The 21,417-nt window shown below is 71.1% G+C and carries 16 protein-coding genes; 4 read left to right on the forward strand and 12 right to left on the reverse strand.

All coding sequences use genetic code 11. The features are described from left to right. Positions 1-18: 18 nt before the first annotated feature. From ISN38_RS18640 to ptsP, 11 genes are all read right to left on the reverse strand, one after another. Complete coding sequence (locus tag ISN38_RS18640; RefSeq protein WP_003470766.1) at positions 19-924, reverse strand: HlyD family secretion protein; 906 nt, start codon at positions 922-924, stop codon at positions 19-21. Beyond that, the gene (locus ISN38_RS18645; RefSeq protein ID WP_047325000.1) at positions 921-1,685 is read right to left on the reverse strand and encodes an ABC transporter ATP-binding protein; all 765 of its coding nucleotides are present in this window, start codon (positions 1,683-1,685) and stop codon (positions 921-923) included. The genes ISN38_RS18640 and ISN38_RS18645 overlap by 4 nt, the downstream gene beginning before the upstream one ends. Beyond that, the gene (locus ISN38_RS18650) at positions 1,682-2,815 is read right to left on the reverse strand and encodes an ABC transporter permease (protein WP_003470770.1); all 1,134 of its coding nucleotides are present in this window, start codon (positions 2,813-2,815) and stop codon (positions 1,682-1,684) included. The genes ISN38_RS18645 and ISN38_RS18650 overlap by 4 nt, the downstream gene beginning before the upstream one ends. Next, a complete protein-coding gene (locus tag ISN38_RS18655) occupies positions 2,815-4,149 on the reverse strand; it encodes a TolC family protein (protein WP_053008591.1) in 1,335 nt (444 codons plus the stop codon). Before ISN38_RS18655 ends, ISN38_RS18650 begins: the two co-directional genes overlap by 1 nt. A gap of 118 nt (positions 4,150-4,267) precedes the next feature. Further along, complete coding sequence (gene tnpA / locus ISN38_RS18660; RefSeq protein ID WP_206711970.1) at positions 4,268-4,699, reverse strand: IS200/IS605 family transposase; 432 nt, start codon at positions 4,697-4,699, stop codon at positions 4,268-4,270. 206 nt (positions 4,700-4,905) lie between these two features. Continuing rightward, positions 4,906-6,324: a sensor histidine kinase gene (locus ISN38_RS18665; protein WP_058362992.1), complete on the reverse strand. Its 1,419-nt coding sequence runs from the start codon at positions 6,322-6,324 to the stop codon at positions 4,906-4,908. Between the two features lie 8 nt (positions 6,325-6,332). Next, positions 6,333-7,034: a response regulator gene (locus ISN38_RS18670; RefSeq protein ID WP_058361970.1), complete on the reverse strand. Its 702-nt coding sequence runs from the start codon at positions 7,032-7,034 to the stop codon at positions 6,333-6,335. A gap of 514 nt (positions 7,035-7,548) precedes the next feature. Beyond that, the gene (locus ISN38_RS18675; protein ID WP_003470786.1) at positions 7,549-8,820 is read right to left on the reverse strand and encodes a carbohydrate porin; all 1,272 of its coding nucleotides are present in this window, start codon (positions 8,818-8,820) and stop codon (positions 7,549-7,551) included. A gap of 91 nt (positions 8,821-8,911) precedes the next feature. Beyond that, complete coding sequence (locus tag ISN38_RS18680; RefSeq protein WP_058364116.1) at positions 8,912-10,639, reverse strand: PTS fructose transporter subunit IIC; 1,728 nt, start codon at positions 10,637-10,639, stop codon at positions 8,912-8,914. 94 nt (positions 10,640-10,733) lie between these two features. Continuing rightward, entirely contained in the window at positions 10,734-11,687 is a 954-nt protein-coding gene (locus ISN38_RS18685) for a 1-phosphofructokinase family hexose kinase (protein WP_058361576.1), read from the reverse strand. Beyond that, complete coding sequence (gene ptsP / locus ISN38_RS18690) at positions 11,684-14,194, reverse strand: phosphoenolpyruvate--protein phosphotransferase (RefSeq protein ID WP_051036336.1); 2,511 nt, start codon at positions 14,192-14,194, stop codon at positions 11,684-11,686. The genes ISN38_RS18685 and ptsP overlap by 4 nt, the downstream gene beginning before the upstream one ends. Before the next feature lie 168 nt (positions 14,195-14,362). On the opposite strand from ptsP, the gene ISN38_RS18695 reads away from it, so the two are divergent. Beyond that, on the forward strand, positions 14,363-15,343 hold the full coding sequence (locus ISN38_RS18695) for a LacI family DNA-binding transcriptional regulator (RefSeq protein ID WP_003471264.1): 981 nt from the start codon (positions 14,363-14,365) through the stop codon (positions 15,341-15,343). Positions 15,344-15,352: 9 nt separating this feature from the next. Here ISN38_RS18695 and ISN38_RS18700 read toward each other — a convergent pair whose 3' ends face one another. Next, positions 15,353-15,676, reverse strand: a complete 324-nt coding sequence (locus ISN38_RS18700) for a hypothetical protein (protein WP_003471266.1) — start codon at positions 15,674-15,676, stop codon at positions 15,353-15,355. A gap of 297 nt (positions 15,677-15,973) precedes the next feature. Here ISN38_RS18700 and ISN38_RS18705 point away from each other — a divergent pair, with 297 nt between their 5' ends. From ISN38_RS18705 to ISN38_RS18715, 3 genes are all read left to right on the forward strand, one after another. After that, positions 15,974-17,266 (forward strand): nucleotide sugar dehydrogenase, encoded by a 1,293-nt coding sequence (locus ISN38_RS18705; protein WP_038239198.1) that lies wholly within the window; start codon positions 15,974-15,976, stop codon positions 17,264-17,266. A 126-nt stretch (positions 17,267-17,392) separates the two neighbouring features. Continuing rightward, on the forward strand, positions 17,393-19,018 hold the full coding sequence (locus tag ISN38_RS18710; protein ID WP_003471270.1) for an FMN-binding glutamate synthase family protein: 1,626 nt from the start codon (positions 17,393-17,395) through the stop codon (positions 19,016-19,018). Positions 19,019-19,223: 205 nt separating this feature from the next. Continuing rightward, a complete protein-coding gene (locus ISN38_RS18715) occupies positions 19,224-21,410 on the forward strand; it encodes a sensor domain-containing diguanylate cyclase (RefSeq protein ID WP_038239135.1) in 2,187 nt (728 codons plus the stop codon). Positions 21,411-21,417: the final 7 nt, after the last annotated feature.

Consider the following 21,417-nt stretch of genomic DNA (forward strand, 5'->3'; position numbering starts at 1 on the left):
CGTTTCAGCAGCCTTTCGTCAGTGTTGCGCCGCGGTGGGGTTGCGGAAGCGCACCAGGACGCGCTGGCCCAGGCGCAGCGCAGACGGTTGCCGGAACGCCAGCACGCAGGCCACGCTGCGGTCGTTGCCGGCGCTGGCGCCATCGGCGGCGTCGTGCAGCTGCGCCGGGCCGAACGCCGGCGCCAGCCAGCGCACCACGGCGGTGCCCAACGCGGTTTGGCGGCCGTCGTCGCTGATCACCTCGGCCTGCATGCCCGGGCGCACCGCGGCGGCGTAGCTTTCGTTCAATTCGGCGCGGACCAGGCGCGGTGCGTCCGGCAGTAGGGTCAGCAGCGGCGTGGCGCCGCCGTCGCTACGCGCGCCGACCGCGGCGGCCAGTTGCAGCACGCGGCCGTCGGCGGGCGCATACAGGCGGTACTGGTCGCGCTGCAGTTGCGCCTGGTGCACCTGCTCGGTGGCCAGTGCGGCGTCGCTGCGCGCGGCCTGCAGTGCGTCGGCCAGGGTCTGGCTGGCGTCGCCGGCATCGTCGGCGCTCTGGCCGTCGCCGGCGCCTATCCGCGCCGCTTCGGCCAGCCGCCGCTGGCGCTGCTGCGCGTGCGCCAGCCGCTGCTGCAGCTGCCTCACGTGCGCGCTGGCCGCCTGCGTGCGGGTCTGTGCGATCTCCAGGTCCAGCGCCGCGGCGCGGTCGTCTGCCTGGATCAGTAGCGTGCCGCGGCGTACCGCGTCGCCTTCGTGCACCGCCACCCGCTGCAGCGTCGCGGCGACCGGCAGGCTCAGCCGCAGTAGCCCGCCTTCCACGTCGATACGCCCGCGCGCCACCGCCAGATAGGCCGGCGCCGCATTGGGCGCGGGCGCGGCCTGCGGCGGCCGGGCGCAGGCGGCCAGCAGCAGGCCCAGCAGGGGAGCGGCGAGCAACGCTTTCATGGTGCGGAGATCCGGGACGAAGAGGAGGGCGAGGGCGGCGGCGCCAGGCGGCGGTCGTCGAGAATGCGGCCGTCTTCCATCGACAGCACGCGGTCGGCATGGCGGATCAGGCGCGGATCGTGGCTGACGCACAGCACCAGGGTGTTGTGGCTGCGGGCGATGCGGTGCAGCAGGTCGATCACGATCTGGCCGTTGCCGGCGTCCAGCGCGCTGGTCGGCTCGTCGGCGAACAGCAGCGCCGGGTGCTTGGCCAGCGCGCGCGCGATCGCCACGCGCTGTTTCTCGCCGCCGGACAACTCGGCCGGGCGCAGTTGCTGACGATGGGCGATGCCGACCTCGGCCAGCGCCGCTTCGGCGCGCGCGCACACCTCGGCCGTGGCTAGCCCCATGTACTGCAGCGGCAGCCGCACCTGGTCCAGCGCGCTCAGCGCCGGGAACAGGTTGAAGCCCTGGAAGATGAAGCCGGTGTGGCGCATGCGGAAGCGCTCCAGCGCGCTCGCGTCGAGCGCGCCCAGGTCTTCGCCCAAGGCCTGTACGCGGCCGCGGTCGGCGCGCTGCAGGCCGCTGAGAATCGACAGCAGAGTGCTCTTGCCGCAGCCCGAGGGGCCGGAGATCAGGGTGAGTTCGCCGGGCCACACCTGCAGCGTGACCTCGCGCAGCACGTCGGTGCGCAGCTTGCCGGAGAGGAAGCTCTTGCACAGGGCGCTGCCATGCACGGTGGCGGCGTCGGGCAACAGCGCGGCGGGGAGGGCCCGGTTCATCGCAGCAGCAACGCCGGATCGGCGCGGCGCAAGCCGCGCAGCGCGGCCAGCGCCGACAGCAGGGTCAGCAGCATCACCGCGACCACGCACGCAGCCCAGCCGTTGCCGTCGAAGGCCACAGGCACGTCGTGCGCGCGCGCCAGCGCCACCAGCGCTGCGCCGAGCGCGCTGGCACCGAGCAGGCCGAGCGCGCCGACCCAGGCCGCCTGTTCCAGCACCACCCAGCGCAGCGCGCGCATGCTCACGCCCAGCGCGTTGAGCGTGGCGTACTCGCGTGCGGCGCCGAGCACCGTGGCCAGCAGGGTCTGGCTGGTGATCGCCACGCCGACCAGCAGCACGATACCGCCGAGGAACAGCACGCCGGAGCCGGCGCCGGTGTCGAACATCCAGAACAGGATGCTGCGGCGTGCGAACTCCGCTGCGCTCCAGGCTTCGATGCGCGCCGGCGCGTTGCTGCCGGCGCCGCGGCGCGCTACCGCCGCGGCATCGCTGCCGGGCCGTAGCCGCGCGACCATGTAGGTCGGCCAGTCCGGGTGCACGGCATCGCTGTTCAAGGCGCGCGCGGTTTCCAGCGAGGCCAGCACGTTGACGCCGCCCAGCGCACGCAGGCCGCGGCCGACCCCGATCACCCGCACCCGGTGGCCGTTGATGCGCGCGCTGCGGCCGATGCCGACGCCGAGCTTGTCCAGTTCGGCACGGTCCACCACCACCGTGTCCGGTTCGCGCAGCGCCGCGCGCAGGGCGGGGCTCAGCAGCCGCGCGAACATCAGCCCGTCGCTGCGGGTGTCGATGCCTGAAATGTAGATCGACACCGCGCCGGTGTCGTCGGGGCCGCGCCAGTCGCCGTCGAACCACAGGAACGGTTCGACCTGCAGCACCCGCGGGTCCAGGTACAGCGCGGTGGCGGCATCCGGGTCGATCGGACGGCCCTGGTCCACGCTCTGTGTGCCCGGATAGCCCAGCCACAGGTCGGCGTCGGAGCCGGACACGTAGACGCTGGCGCTGCCGAAGATGCCGAGCACCAGCGCGGTCTGCAGCAGCAGCAACAGGCTGGCGAAGCCGACCGAGACCACCACCGGCAGGAAGCGGCGCCATTCGTGGCGCAGGGTCTGGCGGGCCAGCGCGACCATCAGGGCGCCGCGCCTGCCGCGCTGGTCTCGGTGCCGGCGGTCTGCGTGTCCGCGCTGCCCAGCGCGGTCTGCAGCGCGATGTAGTCGAGGTCGCGCTGGCGCTGCGCCTCGAGCAGTTCCAGCGCCGCTTGGTCGCGTGCGGCCTGCTGGGTGGCCACGTCCAGATCGCTGCCCAAGCCCAGCCGGCGCCGCGCCTGTGCCGCGTCGGCGGCCTGCTGCAGCGCCTGCAGTGCCTGCTGCTGCGCCAGTGCGCGCTGGCGTTGCTGTTCCAGCGCGGTCAGCGCGTTCTGCACTTCGGCCACCGCCTCCAACACGCATTGGCGGTAGGCCAGCGCCGCCGCCTGCAGCAGGTCGCCGTGCGCCTGCGCCTGGGCCTGGCGCAGGCCCCAGTCGACCAGCGGGATATCGATCAGCGGCCCCAGCGAGGCGATTTCGTGCGGGGTGGCGGTGCGGCGGTGCGAGAGCAGGTGGGTGGACCAGTGGATGGCGCCGCCCAGGCCGATGCTGGGGTAGCGGTCGGCGCGGGCGATGCCCAGTTCGCCGGCTGCGCTGAGCACTTCGGCCTCGCGTGCGGCGATGTCCGGACGGCGCCGCAGCAGGTCGGCGGGTACCGCGTCGAGTGCGCCGATCTGCAGGCCCGACGCTGCTGCGCGCGGAGCGGCGGCGGCCGCAACGGTGGCGCTCCACGCCGGGTCCGGCGCGCTGCGCGCCAGCAGCACCGCCAGCCGTTGCGCGGCGGCGGCGCTGGCGGTGCGCGGTTCGCCCAGCGCGGCCTGCGCCTGCAACTGCGCGGCCTGCGCCTGGGCGGCGGCCGCCGGCGGCGCCAGGCGCAGATCGACCAGCGCCGCGCTCAGCGCCGCCTGCCGTTGGCGCGCGTCGGCGATGCGTTGCAGCAGCTGTTCGGCCTGTTGCGCATGGCGCAGTTCGATCCAGTTGCGCGCCACGTCGGCGACGGTGGCGGTGCGGACCTGGGCGAGGCTGGCCTGCGCCGCCTGCAGGTCGCCGCGGCCCAGGCGGCGCGCGGCTTCGCCGCGCCCGAACAGCGGCAGTTCCCACTCCGCGTCGAAACCGGCGACCAGGAACGAGGCGCTGGCATCGGGGTCGATCGGTTCCTCGGTGCGCGCATGCAGCTGCGGCTTCAGCTTGGCCGTGGCCACGCGGTCCATCCGCCGCGCCGCGCGCAGCCTGGCCAGCGCCTGGGCCACGTCGAGGTCGTCGTGCAGCGCCTGCGCCACCAGGGCGTCGAGTTGCGGATCGTGGAAGTCCTGCCACCAGGCGCTGCCGGCCGGCCGTGGGGTAGCCGCGGCCGGCAGCGATGTCCACTGCCGCGGCAACGGCTGCGGTAACAATCCCCCGGCAAAGCCGGGGGCATTCGTAGTGTGAGCCGCTCAAAGCGGCTGGCGGGGGCGCTAACGCGCTTCCCTTGATGGGTGCCACCTGAAGGTGGCAGGCTTATCTCAACAACTGCAACTGGTCGAGCCGTTCGTCCTCTTTTTCCTGGTTGCGGATGTAGTCCCGAATCACCGCCTCGTCCCGACCGACCGTCGATACGAAGTAGCCCCTTGCCCAAAAGTGCTGACCGACAAAATTCCGCTTGCGCTCTGCATATACCCGAGCAAGATGAATGGCGCTTTTGCCTTTGATGTAGCCCACGACCTGAGAAACCGCCAACTTCGGCGGAATCTTCAACATCATGTGCACATGATCTGGCATCAGATGACCTTCCTCTACCCGACTTTCCTTTTGCTCCGCCAAGCGTCGAAACACCTCGCCCAAGTGGATCCGGAGCTCCTTGTACAACACCCGTCTTCGTCGCTTCGGAATGAAAACAACGTGGTACAGGCACTCCCATTGGCTGTGGCATAGATTTTGGTACTTGTCCATCTCGGATTCTCCGATTGCGTGCTTGGCGGCTCACAATCGGAGTCTCCGGGATGGACTCCCGTAAATGTCAAACGGCTACTGCCACCCCGGCAAAGCCGGGGGAACTCCCTCGGGGGTCAGGTCGGGCAGCGGGGTACTGACGCAACCGGCCAGCGCTGCGGCGCTCAGCACGGCAAGGCCGGCCAGCCGGGAGGCACGGCGCCGGCTCATGCGGTGGGTGCTGCGCTGGCCGGCAACTCCAGCTCCACGCGCAGGCCGCCCAGCGCCGAGCGCCGATAGCGCAGCGGCGCGTGGTGGCGTGCGGCGATGCTGGCGACGATGGCCAGGCCCAGGCCGGTGCCGCCTTCGGGCGCATCCGGGGCGCGGAAGAAGCGTTCGCCCAGGCGTGGCAACAAGGCCTCGTCCACGCCCGCGCCGCCATCGTCGACCGCCAGCTGCAGGTGCTGCGGCTGGCGGCACAGGCTGACCGTGACCATGTTGCCGGCGGCATGCTTGAAGGCGTTGTCGATCAGGTTGTCGAGCAGCTCGCGCAGCGACCAGGCGTCGGCGGCGACCCAGGCCGGCCCGCCGTCGGCGCCGTCGTCGTCGTAGCCCAGGTCGACCCCGGCCTGCAGCGCGTCGGGAATGCGCTCGGCCAGTGCCTGCGGCAGCCACACGGCCAGGTCCAGCGGCAGCAGCGGGCGGATGTTCTCGCGCGGCGCCTGCGCGCGGGTCAGCGCCAGCAATTGGGTGGAACTGCGGATCGCGCGGTCGGTCAGCTGGCGGATGTGCTGCAGCGCCTGCGCGGTGTCCTGCGGGCGGGTGCTGGCCTGGGCGCGCTGCACGTGCATGCTCAGCCCCGCCAGCGGCGTGCGCAGCTGGTGCGCGGCGTCGGCGACGAAGCGTTCCTGCAGCGCCATCAGTTGCTTGAGGCGGCCGAGCAGGCCGTCGATGGCCTGGGTCAGCGGCAGCACTTCGATCGGGATGTCGGGGCCGGACACCGGGCTGAGGTCGCGCTGGCTGTCGTCGAGCCGGCGCACCGCCGGTTGCAGCAGGCGCAGGCCCACGCGCACGCCATGCCAGACCAGCGCCAGCAGCGAGCAGGTCAGCAGCAGTTCGGTCGGCAACATCAGCATCAGGATCTCGCGCGCCCGCCGGTGGCGGTCGTTCAGGGTCTCGGCCACCGAGATCGTCAGGCGGTCGTTGGCCTCCCATGCCGACGGCACGATCAGGCTGGCCACGCGCACCGGGGTGCCGTCGGCCATGCGCTCGTCGCGCAGCGCCACCCGGCCGAGCGTGGCCGGCGCGTCGTGCGCCGGGATCGGCTGCGCGCTGTGGCTGATCACGCCGTGGTCGCGGCTGCGCACTTCGAAGAACACCCGGCCTTCGCTGCTGTATTCGAGCAGGCGCCGGGCCTGCAGCGGCAGCGGAAGGCTGGCGCCGGCATCGTTGACCGCCTTGGCCAGGCCCAGCGTGTCCTCCTTCAGGTCCATGTCGTGGACATGGTTGGAGTACTTGAGCATCAGCAGATAGAACAGCGCCGAGACCACCAGCATCAGCAGCACGGTCGGGATCAGCAGGAACGCCAGCAGGCGCCGGCGCAGGCTGGGATGGGCGGGGGCTGCGCCCGCCGTCTCGGCTGCCATGGCCGCGCTCACGACGCGTGCGGGTCGTGGGCGGCGTCGGCGGTGCGGGATTCTTCCAGCAAGTAGCCCAGGCCGCGGATGGTGCGGATGCCGACCCCGGAGCCGTGCAGCTTGCGGCGCAGGCGGTGCATGGAGATATCCAGGCCGTTGTCGGTGATCTCGTGCTGCCAGTCGCACAGCGCGTCGGTGAGCTGGCCGCGGCTGACCACGCGCCCGCTGCGCATCAGCAGCGTTTCCAGCAGCGCGAATTCGCGCGCGGTCAGTTCCAGCGGTTCGTCCTGCAGCCACACCCGGCGCCCGGCCAGGTTGATCCGCAACTGGCCCAGGGCCAGCTCGGGAATGCCGCCGCTGCTGCGCCGGCGCAGCAGGGCGCGGGTGCGGGCCAGGAACTCGGACAGCTCGAACGGCTTGATCAGGTAGTCGTCGGCGCCTTGGTCGAGGGCGCGGATGCGGTCTTCCACGCCGTCGCGCGCGGTCACCACCAGCACCGCGACCTCGTCGCGGCGTTCGCGCACGCGTTGCAGCACCTGCAGGCCGTCGCGCCGCGGCAGGCCCAGGTCCAGCACCAGCAGGTGATAGGACTCGGCGCTGAGCGCGCGCTCGGCGGCGGCGCCATCGTTGACGTGGTCCACCACGTGCCCGCACTCGGCGAGCGAGTCGCGCAACGCAACGGCAATGGACGTATCGTCTTCGGCAACCAGGATGCGCATGGCGCGAGATGCTTGCAACGCGGATGTTGGAAAACCGTCGTAATCGGCGGTGGCGAGGCCGCTACGATGGGATCCGTTTATGTCGCGGCGGTGACCGGTGCGCGGCAAGCGTGCCGCGGACGCGCCGGACAGGTGCGGCGGCGGGCACGCCGGGTCGCCGCGATTCGTGTCGGAAAAGTCCTACAGCCGGGCGCGGAGTCGGCCGATCGCCAGCGCCTGTGTGGGCGCGCATCATTGTCCCCGTCGGCAACGTCATCGCTCCCGCGCCAGGGATGCGCGCTTGCACGGAATCGAACGGATCTCGATTCGCCGGCCGCCTGTTTCGTACCCGCATGCGCCGATGGACTGGCGCAGTTGCATGCGAACGGAGTGATACGGACCGAACGCACGACGCCCCGGCATGCCGGGGCGTCGTGCGTTCTGGCCAGGTTGTTTTGCCGCGCCTGCGCAGAACACGGGTCTGCGCAGGCGGGCGTCGGCGTCAGCCGGGTCCGAGCAATCCCCAATCCCGGTCCTACAACGCCCAATCCACGCGCATGCCGGCGACCAGTGCATTCGGCAGATCGCGGGTGCGCGACGGCTCGTTGAACTGGTCCGGGTGCACGATGTAGTGCAGGTTCGGCGCGATGCGCAGCTGCGGGGTGACCTGGATGCCGTAGCTCAGTTCCATCATGTATTGCGAACTGTGCGGGGTGCCGCTGCCGCCGGCCGCGGCGCGCGCCAGGCGCAGGTCCTCCAGCGCCTTGTCGCTGTAGCGCTGCTGGGTGACGACGAAGGCGATGTTGTCCTGCTCGCGGCTGGCGAAGGTGCCGCGCTGGACCAGGCCCAGCTCCAGGAAGTGGTCCTCGATCAGTTGCCCGGAGGTGCCCTTCAGCACCGAGCCGAACAGCACCATCCCGCGCGCGCTGTCGGCGTCGGGGCGGGTGACCTGCTGCTCGAAGCGGAAGAACGCGCCGGAGCGCCCGTTGCGCGGGGCGTAGTCCAGGCCGCTGAGTCGCGCCGGGGTGCCGTTGCGGTCGGTCAGCGGGTCCTTGTAGTCGGAGTTGTCCTGCCAGCCGCCCACTTCGTACATGGCAGGGAAGCGCACGCTGGCCGCGTCGGTCTTGTAGCCGACCGCGTACGGCACGATCACCCCGGTGCTGTCGCGGGTGCTCCAGTTCAGGCCGTGCTGGCCGTCTTCGGCCTGGGTCGGGTTGACCTCGTAGGCGCCGACGTGCGCGTACACGGTCGGGGTCAGCCAGGCCTTGGCGTGCGCGGCCCAGCTGGACACCGGCCAGTAGGTGAAGTTGCTGGTGCGGAACACGAAGGTCGGGTTGCCGCAGGACGAGTTGCCCTGGAAGTAGCCGCACAGGGCCGAACCGAGGAAATCGACGTTGGCCTCGCTGCGTCCGGCCTCCAGTTCCAGGCGGTCGTCGAACAGCTTCTGCTGCAGGGTGAAGGTGGTCAGGCGCGTGCCCTGGCCGCCATAGATTTCCTGCACCGAGGTGCTGTTGCCGATGTCGCTGTTGGCCAGGTTGGTGCCGTGGCGGTTGATCGCGTAGACCTTCAACGTGGCGCCGTTCCAGCCCATCAGCCGCTGCAGGTCGACGTCGGTGCCGAGCATCAGCTGGCCAGCGTAGGCGCTGCCCTGTTCCTTGCCGCCGTCCAGCGAGACCGCGGCTTCGCCGGTGTAGGCGAGCTTGAGCTTGAACGCGTCACTGGCGTCCTGGGCATGGGCCAGCGGGGCGAGGGCGAGGGCCAGGGCGGTGAGCGACAGGCGCCGGGTGAGGGGCAGGGTGAGGGACATGGCAGAGACTCCTGGGGTGGGATGGAGGCCGGCGCGCCGCCGTGGGCGACGGGAGAGGGGCATCGCCCCCGGCGGCGCGCCGGCGCAGGACTTATTCGGCGATGGGCTTCTTCAGCACGCGCAGCGCCACCGCGGTCAGCACGGTGCCGGCGAGCAGGGCAATCAGGTACATGCCCAGATGGGTCACCGCGTTGGGGATCGGCAGCACGAACACGCCGCCGTGCGGCACCTTCAGCTCGGCGCCGGCGGCCATCGAGATCGCGCCGGCCAGCGCCGACCCCAGCATCAGCGCCGGGATGGTGCGCAACGGGTCGCGCGCCGCATACGGGATCGCGCCTTCGGTGACGAAGGCCAGACCGAGCACGCCGGTGGCGGCGCTGGTGCCGCGCTCCTCGCGGGTGAAGCGGTTGCGGAACACCCAGGTAGCCAGTGCGATGCCCAGCGGCGGGGTCATGCCGGCGACCATCGCCGCGGCCATCGGCGTGTACACCTGGCTGGCGATCAGGCCAGTGGAGAACGCATAGGCGGCCTTGTTGACCGGCCCGCCCATGTCGAAGGCCATCATTGCGCCCAGCAGCAGGCCCAGCAGCACTGCGCTGCTGCCCTGCATGCCGCGCAGCCAGTCGGTGAGCCAGGCCAGCGCTTCGGCGACCGGCTGGCCGACCACGTACAGCATGGTCAGGCCGACCAGCAAGGTGCCCAGCACCGGCAGGATCAGCACCGGCTTGAGCCCTTCCAGGGTGCGCGGCAGCTTGATCGCGCGGTTCAGCGCGGCCACGCCGTAGCCGGCGATGAAGCCGGCGAAGATGCCGCCGATGAAGCCGGCGCCGAGGTTGGCCGCGACCATGCCGCCGATCATGCCGGGGGCGATGCCGGGGCGGTCGGCGATGGAGTAGGCGATGTAGCCGGCCAGGGCCGGCACCATCAGAGTGAAGCCGGCCTTGGCGCCGATCTGGAACAGCGACCAGGCTAGGGTACCCTTGTGCGCGTCGTCGAAGGCGTAGATGCCGCCCAGCGCGAACGCCAGCGCGATCAGCAGGCCGCCGGCGGTGACGAACGGCAGCATGAACGACACGCCAGTCATCAGGTGCTTGTACGGGCCGGCAGACTTGCCGCGTTCGCTGCTAGCCGGCGTGGCGCCGTTGCCGCTGGCCACGTGCACGCCGGCTTCGGCCAGCGCCTTTCGGATCAGCGCGGGGCCGTCGTTGATCGCCGGTTTGGTGCCGCTCTTGAACAGGCGCTTGCCGCCGAAGCGCGACAGGTCCACTTCGCGGTCGGCGGCGATCAGCACCAGGTCGGCGTCGGCGATTTCGGCAGCGCTGAGCGTGTCCTGCGCGCCGACCGAGCCTTGGGTTTCGACCCGCATCTGGTAGCCCAGGGTCTTGGCCGCCTGCTGCAGGCCTTCGGCGGCCATGAAGGTGTGGGCGATGCCGGTGGGGCAGGAGGTCACGGCGACGATGCGCTTGGGAGCATCCGTTTGCGTGGCAGCGCTGGCGGTGGTGGTCGGCGCGGCATCGGCCGCGGCCAGCAGCGGCGCGAGCGCGCCGGCGGCGTCGTCGAGCACCGCATCCAGGCTGACGCGCAGTGGCGCGGCGCCGGCGAAACGCGCCTCGTCGGCATCGCCGTCGCCGACCAGCAGCAGCGGATAGGCGCTGCCGGCCGCGGCTAGGTCCAGCGGCGCGATCACGCCCTGCGGCGTACGCACCTCGGCGTGCAGTACCGCGCCGTGTGCGCTGGCCGCATGGCGCAAGGCTTCGGCAGCAAGGACGGCTTCGGTGCTGCGCTCGCCGGCGATGATCACCACGAAGATAGGATTCATGCTTGCTCCCGATGGACGCAGGGGGACGCCGCGCGCGATGGCGGCGTGGAGTTCGAGGACATTCGCTTCGAAGGCATGGGGGGCGACGAGGCGTTCATTGCAGCGCCTCGATGCGCACCGCGGCGGCGATGCCGGCGACACGCTCGCGCGGCAGCCGGCGTGCGGCGCCGCTGCCCAGCGTGGCCACGGCGAAGGCGGTGGCCTGGCGCGCGCAGGTCGCCAGGTCGGCCTCGGCGAGCAGCGCGGCGACCAGGCCGGCGACCATCGCATCGCCGGCGCCGACGCTGCTGCCGCCGGCCAGCTGCGGCGGGTGCGCCAGCAGTGCCTGCTCGCCGCGCACGAACAGCGCGCCGTCGGTACCCAGCGACACCACCACCAGTGCGATGCCGCTGGCCAGCAGCGCGCGCGCGGCTGCCAGCACGTCGGCGGTGCCGTGCAGCGGCATGCCTGCCCAGTCTTCCAGTTCGTGGCGATTGGGCTTGATCGCGAACGGCAGCTGCGCGCGCGGCGCGGCCAGCGCTGCGCGCAATGGCGCGCCGCTGGTGTCCAGCAGCACCCGCGCGCCGGCCGCGGCGGCCTGCGCCTGCAGCGTGCGCCAGCTGTCGGCGGCCAGGCCGGCCGGCAGGCTACCGGTCAGTACCACCGGCAGGCCCGGGCGCAGCAGCTCGTCCAGGCGTGCGCCGACCGCCTGCAGCTCGGCCGCGCCCAGCGGCAGGCCGGGCAGGTTGATGTCGGTGGTGGCGCCGCTGTCGGCGGCGACCAGCTTGAGGTTGGTACGGGTGTCGCCGGGCACGCGCAGGCAGCGGTCGTCGATGCCGCGTGCGGTGAACAGGGTCTCGAACAGGTGCGCGTTGCCGGCGCCGAGCACGCCGAGCGCGGCCGTGGCGATGCCGGCATCGGCCAGGCAGGCGGCGACGTTGATGCCCTTGCCGCCGGCGATGGCGTGCGCGCTGCTGGCGCGATGCACCTGGCCGGGCTGCAGCCGGTCGATCGCCACGGTCAGGTCGATCGCCGGGTTCAGGCTGACGCTGACGGCCTGCACGCTCATGCGCCGGTTCCGTCCAGCGCGCGCACCTCGGCCGCGCTCTCGCAGTCCAGCGCCTGCAGCGCCAAGGCCTGCAGCGCGTCCAGGCGACTGCCGCGCAGGCGCGCCTTCACCGCCGGCACGTCGTTGGGGGTCATCGACAGCTCGTGCACACCCAGCCCGGTCAGCAGCGCCGCGCCGAACGCATCGCCGGCCAGGCCGCCGCACACGCCGACCCAGCGCCCGTGGCGCGCGGCGCCTTCGACCGTGGTGCGGATCAGGCGCAGCACCGCCGGATGCAGGCTGTCGGCCTCGGCGGCCAGATCCGGGTTCTGCCGGTCGATCGCCAGCGTGTACTGGGTCAGGTCGTTGGTGCCGATCGAGAAGAAGTCGGCATGCCGCGCCAGCGCGTCGGCCTGGATCGCCGCGGCCGGCACTTCGATCATGATGCCCAGCGGCACCTCCGGCGCGTCCAACTCCACGCGCAGGCGCTCGCACGCGGCGCGCAGCGCGACGATTTCCGCCGCCGAGGTGATCATCGGGAACATGATCGCCAGCTTGGCGCCGTCCTTGGCCGCGCGGTACAGCGCGCGCAGCTGCGGTTGCAGCAGGTCGGCGCGGCGCAGCAGCAGGCGCGCGCCGCGCACGCCGAGGAACGGGTTGTCCTCGCGCGGCAGGTTCAGGTGCGCGACCTGCTTGTCGCCGCCGATGTCCAGCGCGCGCACGATCAGCGAACGGCCGTCCAGCGCCTTGGCCATCGCCATGTAAGTGGCGTACTGCTCGTCCTCGCTGGGCGTGCTGCCGCGCTCCAGGAACAGAAATTCGGTGCGCATCAGGCCCACGCTCTCGGCGCCCTGCGCTAGCGCCATCGGCACCTGTTCGGGCAGGTTGACGTTGGCGCCGATCTCCACGCGATGGCCGTCCTGGGTCTGCGCCGGCTGGTTGCGCTGCTCGGCCTCGCGCTCGCGCAGCTGGCGTTGTTCTTCGATGTAGGCGCGGGCCGAGGCCAGGTCGGCCTCCGACGGCGCCAGGTACAGGCGGCCGCTGTTGCCGTCGACGATGACGGTGGCGCCGTCGTCCAGGTCGAGCAGGTCGGGACCGCCGGCGACCAGCGCCGGCAGGCCCAGGGTGCGCGACAGGATCGCGGTATGCGAGGTCGGCCCGCCCAGCGCGGTGGCCAGGCCGAGCACGCGGCTGGTGTCCAGGTGCGCGGTGTCCGACGGCGACAGGTCGCTGGCGAGCAGGATGCAGGGACTCTCTGGCAGGTGCTCCAGGCTGCCGCTGGCCAGGCTCGGATCGATCTGGGTCAGCACCCGGCGGCCGACGTCGCGCAGGTCGCTGGCGCGTCCGGCCAGCACCGCGTTGCCCAGCGCCGACAGCTTGTTGGCCATGCGCTCGACCGACTGCTGCCAGGACCAGGCCACGCCGTGGCCTTCGACCATCAGCTGGCAGGCCAGGGTGATCAGGTCGGTGTCGTTGAGCAGTTCGGCCTGGGCGCGGAAGATCGCCGCGTCGCCGGCGCCGAGCCGGCGACGGGTGTCGTCCTCGATCGCCTGCAATTGCTGGCGGGTGCGCAGCAGCGCGTCGTGCAGCAGCGCGCCGCCGTCGCTGAGCGGCACCGGCGCGTCCGGTACCGGGCCGTCGTTGCCGGCCAGCTTGTGCACCACGCCGATCGCCAGGCCCGGACTGGCGCCGATGCCGACGATGGCCGGTTGCGCCTGCGGCGGGGTCCAGCCGGTGACCGGTGCGGCACGGCGTTGCGCCGCGGCCTGCGCGTCGGCTTTCTCCTGGGCGGTGAGGCCGTCGATGACGCTGCGCAGCCGCGCCAGCGCGGCGGCGGCGTCCTGGCCTTCGGCCGAGATGGTCACCGTGTCGCCGGCATGCAGGCCCAACTGCAGCAGCGACACCAGGTTCTTGGCGTCGCCGGTCTGCTCGCCGGCACGCACCTGGATCCGGGCGGCGAAACCGCGCGCGGTTTCCACCCAGCGCGTGGCCGGGCGCGCATGCAGGCCGGTGGGGTAGGCGACGGTCCATTCGAAGCGCTCGCCGAAGTCGGCGACCGGCTTCCCGCTTGCCGCAGCGACCGCATCCTGGCTCAGCGCGTCGACGATCGCCTGCGGGTCGTCGCTGGCGAACAGCGAGTCCAGCCGCGGCTGGTCCTGGATCAGCCGGGTCAGGCGCCGCAGCAGGGTGATGTGGGTGTCGGACTGCGCGGCGATGGCGACCACCAGGTGGGTGGTCTGGCCGGGATTCCACTCCACGCCGTCGCGGATCTGCAGCACCGCGATGCCGTCGCGCTGGACCAGATGGCGGTCGTCGCCGGTGCAGTGCGGGATCGCCACGCCGTGGCCGAGGAAGGTGTTGGCCAGCGCCTCGCGGCGCAGCATGCTGGCCGCGTAGGCCGGCGGCACGCAGCCGGCGGCGACCAGCAGCTGCGCGGCCTGGGCAATGGCGTCGGCCTTGTCGCGGACCTGGACGTTGACACGGACCAGTTCGCTGGCGACCAACACGGGGAGATTCGTCTGGGTCACGCGGGGGGCATCCTTCGAAGATCTGGGGCAGCGAGTGGCGCAGTGTGGGAACGTTCCCACTGTCGCGTCAATGTGCACTGCACAATTTATTCGGGAAATGCCGGTGCTACTATCGAATCCGGCCACTTGGAAGGGTGTTGCAGTGGGAATTTTGCGGGAACGTTGCCAGTGACAGTCAGCATCCACGACGTGGCGCGGGTGGCCGGGGTCTCGACCTCGACCGTGTCGCGGGCGCTGGGCCAGGGTCCGGTCAGCGAGGAGGTGCGGGCGCGGGTCGAGGCGGCGGTGCGCGAGACCGGCTACCGGCCCAACCTGATGGCGCGACGCTTGCGCTCGCAGCATTCGGGGATCGTCGGGCTGATCGTGGCCGACATCCGCAACCCGTTCTTCACCGCGGCGATCGGCGCGGTCGAGGACGTGGCCTACCGCGCCGGCATGCGCGTGATCCTGTGCAATACCGACGAGGATCCGCAGCGCGAGGCGCTGTACCTGCAACTGATGCAGGAGGAGCGGGTCAGTGGGCTGATCTTCGCGCCGACCCGTACCACCCAGAGTCAGCTGCCCAAACTGAATTTCGATTACCCGGTGGTGCTGCTCGACCGCGCCGGCAAGGCCGGCGTGCACGACAGCGTGGTGCTGGACAATGCCGCGGCGATGGCGAGCTTGATCGAGCACCTGGCCGAGCGCGGCTTGCGCCGCATTGGCGGGCTGTTCGGCAAGACCAGCAGCACCGCCGCCGAGCGTCGCGACGGCTATCTGGCGGCGATGCAGGCGCACGGTCTGGCGCCGGACTACCGCCAGGTGGCGCCGAGCGCGGCGGCGGCGACCGCCGAAGTGCAGGCGTGGCTGGCGCAACCCGAGCGCCCCGAGGCGCTGGTGGCCAGCAACAGCTTGTTGCTGATGGGTGCGCTGAAGGCCGCGCGCGGCGCCGGCCTGCGCATTCCGCAGGACCTGGCGCTGGCCGGGTTCGACAACGAGAGCTGGACCGACCTGGTCGAGCCGGGCATCACCGTGATCGAACAACCGGTGGAGGACATGGGCCGCACCGCGATGTCATTGCTGCTGGAACGGCTGAATGCGCCGACCTTGCCGATGCGCAAGGTGGTGTTGAGCGGTCGCTGCATCGTGCGCGGGTCGAGCCTGCGCTGATCTCCAGGATCAGGCCGGGACAGGGGCCGGATCGCGATGGGTATCGCGCCGCTCCGAACCGTCCAGTCTGGCCCAGCAGCCCAGCACCAGCGCCTCGGCGTCACTCCAAGCGATGCGTGGCCACGGATGCTCGGCGTCGTAGCGTTGGCGCAGGCGCTGCATGCGCACCGCGTTGGGCTCGCGCGGCAGTTGCAGGAACACGTCGCAGGCCATCTTGATCAGGCGCGCATGCTCGCTGAAGGACTGTGGGCCCAGCTTGCCTTCCCCGTGCAGCATCTTCCAATGCGCCAGTTCGGCTTCGACATCCACGAGCAAGCTCGGAGCATGGCTCACGGCGAGATCTCCTGTAGTTGGTGGGTGTTGCTGAATTGCGCAGAAGCGTTGGTCGAGCATAGGGCGTGCGGCGTAAAGGCCAGGTCACATCCACGTCGCGGCGGTGGCAAGAACCGTTGCATGCGCAGCCATTGCGCAATGCCGCGCGCGCAGCGGGAACGCGCCGTGCAGGCCCGCTTGGAGCGCGCCGCCGCGGCGCTTACCATGGCCGTGGGTCCGCGCCGCGGACGTCCGCACTTCCGCGACCACCCGCGCCGCCGGCTCACAGCGCCGTTGCGGCGCCCTGAAAGGAACGGCATGCCCGTCGCTCTCGTGTTCGATCCCGCGCAGCTGCGCATCGCCGTCATCGGCCTGGGCTATGTCGGCTTGCCGTTGGCGGTGGCGTTCGGCGCGCGCTACGACACGCTCGGCTACGACATCGACGCGCAGCGCGTGGCGCAGTTGCGCGACGGTCACGACCAGACCCTGGAGATGGAGCCGGACGAACTGCGCGCCGGCGTGCACCTGCGTTACAGCGACGATGCCGCCGCCTTGCGCGACCGCAACGTCTACATCGTCACCGTACCGACCCCGATCGACGCTTACGAGCAGCCCGACCTGCAGCCGCTGCGCCAGGCCAGCGAGCTGCTCGCCGGCGTGCTCAAGCGCGGCGACCTGGTGATCTACGAATCCACGGTGTATCCGGGCACCACCGAAGAGGTGTGCGTGCCGCTGCTGGAACAAGGCTCGGGCCTGCGTTTCAACGAGGATTTCCACTGCGGCTACAGCCCGGAGCGGGTCAACCCGGGCGATCGCCAGCGGCGCCTGGCCGACATCCGCAAGATCACCTCCGGCTCCAGCGCCGCAGCCGCCGATGCAGTGGATGCGCTGTACGCGAGCATCATCGGCGCCGGCACCTGGCGTGCGCCGTCGATCCGCGTGGCCGAGGCGGCGAAGGTGGTGGAGAACATCCAGCGCGACGTCAACATCGCCCTGGTCAACGAACTGGCGCTGATCTTCGACCGCCTCGGCATCGATACCCAGGACGTGCTGGAGGCCGCCGGCACCAAATGGAACTTCCTGCCGTTCCGTCCCGGCCTGGTCGGCGGCCACTGCATCGGCGTGGATCCGTACTACCTGCTGCACAAGTCCGAGAGCATGGGCTATCACCCGGACCTGATCCACACCGCGCGGCAGGTCAACAACCGGGTCGGCGCGCACGTCGCCGCACGGGTGCAGGCGCTGCTGGCGGACAAGGGCGTGGACATGGCCGCGGCCACGATCCTGGTGCTCGGCGTCACCTTCAAGGAGAACTGCCCGGACCTGCGCAACAGCCGCGCGCTGGAGCTGGTGCAGGCGCTGGCCGCCAGCGGCGCGCAGGTGGACGCCTGCGATCCGTGGGCCGCGCCGCAGTTGGCGCGCGAACATGGCGGGGTGGAACTGCTGCCGGCGCCGGTCGCCGGTCGCTACGACGCGGTGGTGCTGGCGGTGGCGCACGACGAATACCGCGGTTTCGATGCCGCGCAGATCCGCGCGCTGGGCACGCCGAACCTGGTGGTCTACGACGTCAAGTCGGTGTGGCCGCGCGAAGCGGTGGACGACCGGCTGTAGCGCACAGCGGTGCACGCTGTGCACCGCCAAGCTGTACGCCGCCCAAGCGCGCCGTAGGCGGCGCCAGCGCCATTGCCGGCCTGCAGCGCCTACACTCGCGGGCTTCCGAAACTCGCGAGGAACGCGATGCACCGCTACCTAGCCTATGTCGCCAGCTGCGCGCTGCTGGCGCTGTCCATCGCCCTGTGCGCGATCTGGCCGTTGTGGGGCTGGGGCGTGGCCGCCTTCGCGATCCTGGCCCTGCTCGGCACCTGGGACCTAGTGCAGATGCGCAGCACGCTGCGCCGCAACTATCCGATCCTGGCGCACTTCCGCTACGGCCTGGAATCGGTCGGCCCGGAGATGCGCCAGTATTTCCTGCAGAGCGATATCGAGGAGGCGCCGTTCTCGCGCCAGCAGCGCGCCCTGGTCTACCAGCGCGCCAAGAACGTCATGGACGTGGTGCCGTTCGGCACCCTGCGCAGCGCCTACGCCACCGACTACGAGTGGCTCAACCACTCGCTGGCGACCAGCGAGATCGCGCATCACGATTTCCGCGTCAGCATCGGCGCCGACTGCGCGCAGCCTTACTCGGCCAGCGTGTTCAACATCTCGGCGATGAGCTTCGGCGCGCTGTCGGCCAACGCCATCCGCGCGCTCAACGAAGGCGCGCGCCGCGGCGGCTTCTACCACGACACCGGCGAAGGTTCGATCTCGCCGTATCACCGCGAATGCGGCGGCGACCTGGTGTGGGAGATCGGCTCGGGCTATTTCGGTTGCCGCGATGCGGACGGGCGCTTCAGCGAGGAGCGCTTCGTCGCCAACGCCACCCTGGCGCAGGTGAAGATGATCGAGGTCAAGCTGTCGCAGGGCGCCAAGCCCGGCCACGGCGGGGTGCTGCCGGCGGCCAAGGTCAGCGCCGAGATCGCCGCCACCCGCGGCGTGGCGATGGGCCAGGATTGCGTGTCGCCGTCGCGCCATTCGGCGTTCTCCACGCCGCTGCAGCTGCTGCAGTTCGTGGCCCGGCTGCGTGCGTTGTCCGGCGGCAAGCCGAGCGGCTTCAAGCTGGCGATCGGGCATCCGTGGGAGTGGTTCGCGATCGCCAAGGCGATGCAGGAAAGCGGGCTGTACCCGGATTTCATCGTCATCGACGGCGCCGAAGGCGGCACCGGCGCGGCGCCGGCCGAGTTCATCGACCATGTCGGCGTGCCGATGCACGAGGCGCTGCTGCTGGTGCACAACACCCTGGTCGGGCTGGACCTGCGCGAGCGGATCAAGCTCGGCGCGGCCGGCAAGATCACCAGCGCCTTCGACATCGCGCGTACCCTGGCGCTGGGCGCGGACTGGTGCAACGCCGGGCGCGGCTTCATGTTCGCGCTGGGCTGCATCCAGTCCCTGAGCTGCCACAGCGACCGCTGCCCGACCGGCATCGCCACCCAGGACCAGCGCCGCTGGAAGCACCTGGATCCCACCGACAAGGCGGTGCGGGTGCAGCACTACCACGCCAACACCCTGCGTGCGCTGCGCGAATTGCTCAGCGCCGCCGGCCTGGCGGATCCGTCGCAACTGGGGCCGGAGCACATCCTGCGGCGCATCTCGCAGGTCGAGATCCGTTCGCTTGCCTCGCTGTATCGCTACCTGGAGCCGGGCGAGCTGCTGCGCGACGGCGTGCCCGACCACGCGGTGTTCCAGGAGTACTGGGCCGATGCGCGCAGCGATTCGTTCCAGCCGCCGGTGCGGATCCGCCGCCTGCGCGACAGCAAGGCGCGATGAGCGTCGCTGCGCCGCCGCCAGGCGCCGTCGCCTTGCGCGCGGTGCGGGCACGTCGATATCGCCGCGATGTGGGCGCTGCGCACCCGCTGCGTGCGCCAGGTGTTCAGCACGCACTATGTGGTGCATGTCGCCAACCGCGATCGTTCAACTGCCATCGCCGCCCGCGGCCAGTTATCGTGACCGGGTCCCGTCCCACTTGCCGCGTATGTCTCAGCGACCGCCCCTCGGCTTCATCCCCGCGCCATTGCCCGCCGATGAACTGCAGCGGCTGCGCGCGGTGGCCGAACTGGGCATGCTGGACACGCCGCCGGAGCCGGTCTTCGACGACCTGATCTGGCTGGCCAGCCAGCTGTGCGACGTGCCGATCGCGCTGGTCACGCTGATCGACGAACACCGCCAGTGGTTCAAGGCCAGCCGCGGCCTGAACGTGGCGCAGACGCCGCGCGAACTGGCGTTCTGTGCGCATGCGCTGCTGTCGCCGGAATTGCTGGAAGTGCCGGATGCCTTGCAGGATCCGCGCTTCGCCGGCAATCCGCTGGTGCAGGGGCCGCCGCATATCCGCTTCTATGCCGGCATGCCCTTGCGCGGCAGCGGCGGCTATCTCTACGGCAGCCTTGGCGTGATCGACACCATGCCGCGGCAGCTGGGCACGGCGCACCGCGAAGGGCTGCGGCGCCTGGCCGCGCAGGTGACGATGCAACTGGAGGCGCGGCGCGACGCACGCGCGGCGCGGACCCAGGCGCAGATGCTGAACCTGTTGCTGGAGACGGTGCCCGATGCGGTCGTGTCGTGTGCCGCGGACGGCACGCTGGCCCAGTTCAACCGGGTCGCGCGCGCCTGGCACGGCACCGATCCGCGCGCATTGCCGCCGGCGCAATGGGCGCGGTATTTCGACCTGTTCGACGCCGATGGCCGGCGCCTGCTCGACAGCGAGCAGGTCCCGCTGTTGCGCGCCTGGCGCGGCGAATCGGTACGCGATGCGGAGATCGTCGTCGCCGCTGCCGGACAGCCGCCGCGCAGCGTGCTGTGCAGCGCCGAGCGGCTGCACGACGCCGACGGACGCGCGCTGGGCGCGGTCTGCGTGATGCGCGACGTCACCGTCGAACGCCAGGCCCTGCGCGCCGCGCTGCTGGCCGGGCAACGGTTCTCCGGCGCGTTCTCGGCGGCGACGCACGGCATGGCCCTGGTCTCGCTGCAAGGCGCCTGGCTCGAGGTCAACGACGCCTTGTGCGCGATGCTGGGCTACGACCGCGACGCACTGCTGGCGCTGGATTTTCCCCAGCTCAGCCATCCGCAGGATGTCGCCCCGGACCTGGCCCTGGCGGCCGAACTGGTGACCGGGCAACGCAGCGGCTATCACCTCGACAAGCGCTACCTGCGCCGCGACGGCACCACGCTGTGGACCCGCCAGGCGGTGTCGCTGGTGCGCGACGAACACCAGCGGCCGCTGCACTTGGTGGCGCAGATTCAGGACATCACCGAGCAGTACCTGGCCGAGGCGCGCTTGCGCCACAGCGAAGCGCAGCTACGCACGATCGCCGACAACGCGCCGACCCTGATCGCCTACGTCGACAGCCAATTGCGCTATCAGTTCGTCAACAAGCCCTATGCGGACTGGTTCGCGCTGGCGCCGGCGGCGATCGTCGGCCGGCGCGTGCCGGACCTGCTGGATGCGCAGCACATGGACAGGATCCGGCCCTATCTGCAGCGGGTGCTGGACGGCGAGGCGCAGCACTTCGATACGGAATTGCGCGACGCGGCCGGCGAACTGCGGGTGATGCACTCCAACTACGTGCCCGACGATTCCATGGCGCCGGCGCGCCCCGGCTTCCACATCATGATCAGCGACATCACCGGGCAAACGCGGCTGGCGCGGCTGATGGAAGCGCGCGCGCTGCGCGACGAACTGACCGGGTTGCCGAACCGGATGGCGTGGAACGAGACCCTGCGCCGGATGCTGGCCCAGCCCGGTCGCCGCGGCGCCGAACAGGTCGCGGTGATGTTCCTGGACCTCAACGATTTCAAGACGGTCAACGACCGTTTCGGCCATCACGCCGGCGACGCGGTGCTGGTGCATTTCGCGCGCTTGCTCAGGGCTTGCCTGCGCGAGCAGGACTTCATCGCGCGCCTGGGCGGCGACGAGTTCGTGGTGCTGCTGGACCAGTTGGCCGACGCCCGCAGCGAAGCGCAGGCGGCAGCGGCGCGGGTATTGGCCGCCGCGCACGACGGTTGCGTGGTCGACGGACAGCGCCTGCCGTTGCAGCCCAGCATCGGCATCGCGTTGCAGACCGGCCCGGAATTCGATCCGGCCTTGCTGATCCAGCGTGCCGACGAGGCCATGTACAGCGCCAAGCGCGATCCCGAACGCCGCGTGCGGATCGCCGACCTCTGAGCTGCCT

Origin of the sequence: Xanthomonas translucens pv. undulosa (assembly GCF_017301775.1) — a bacterium.
Taxonomy (GTDB): Bacteria; Pseudomonadota; Gammaproteobacteria; order Xanthomonadales; family Xanthomonadaceae; genus Xanthomonas_A; species Xanthomonas_A translucens.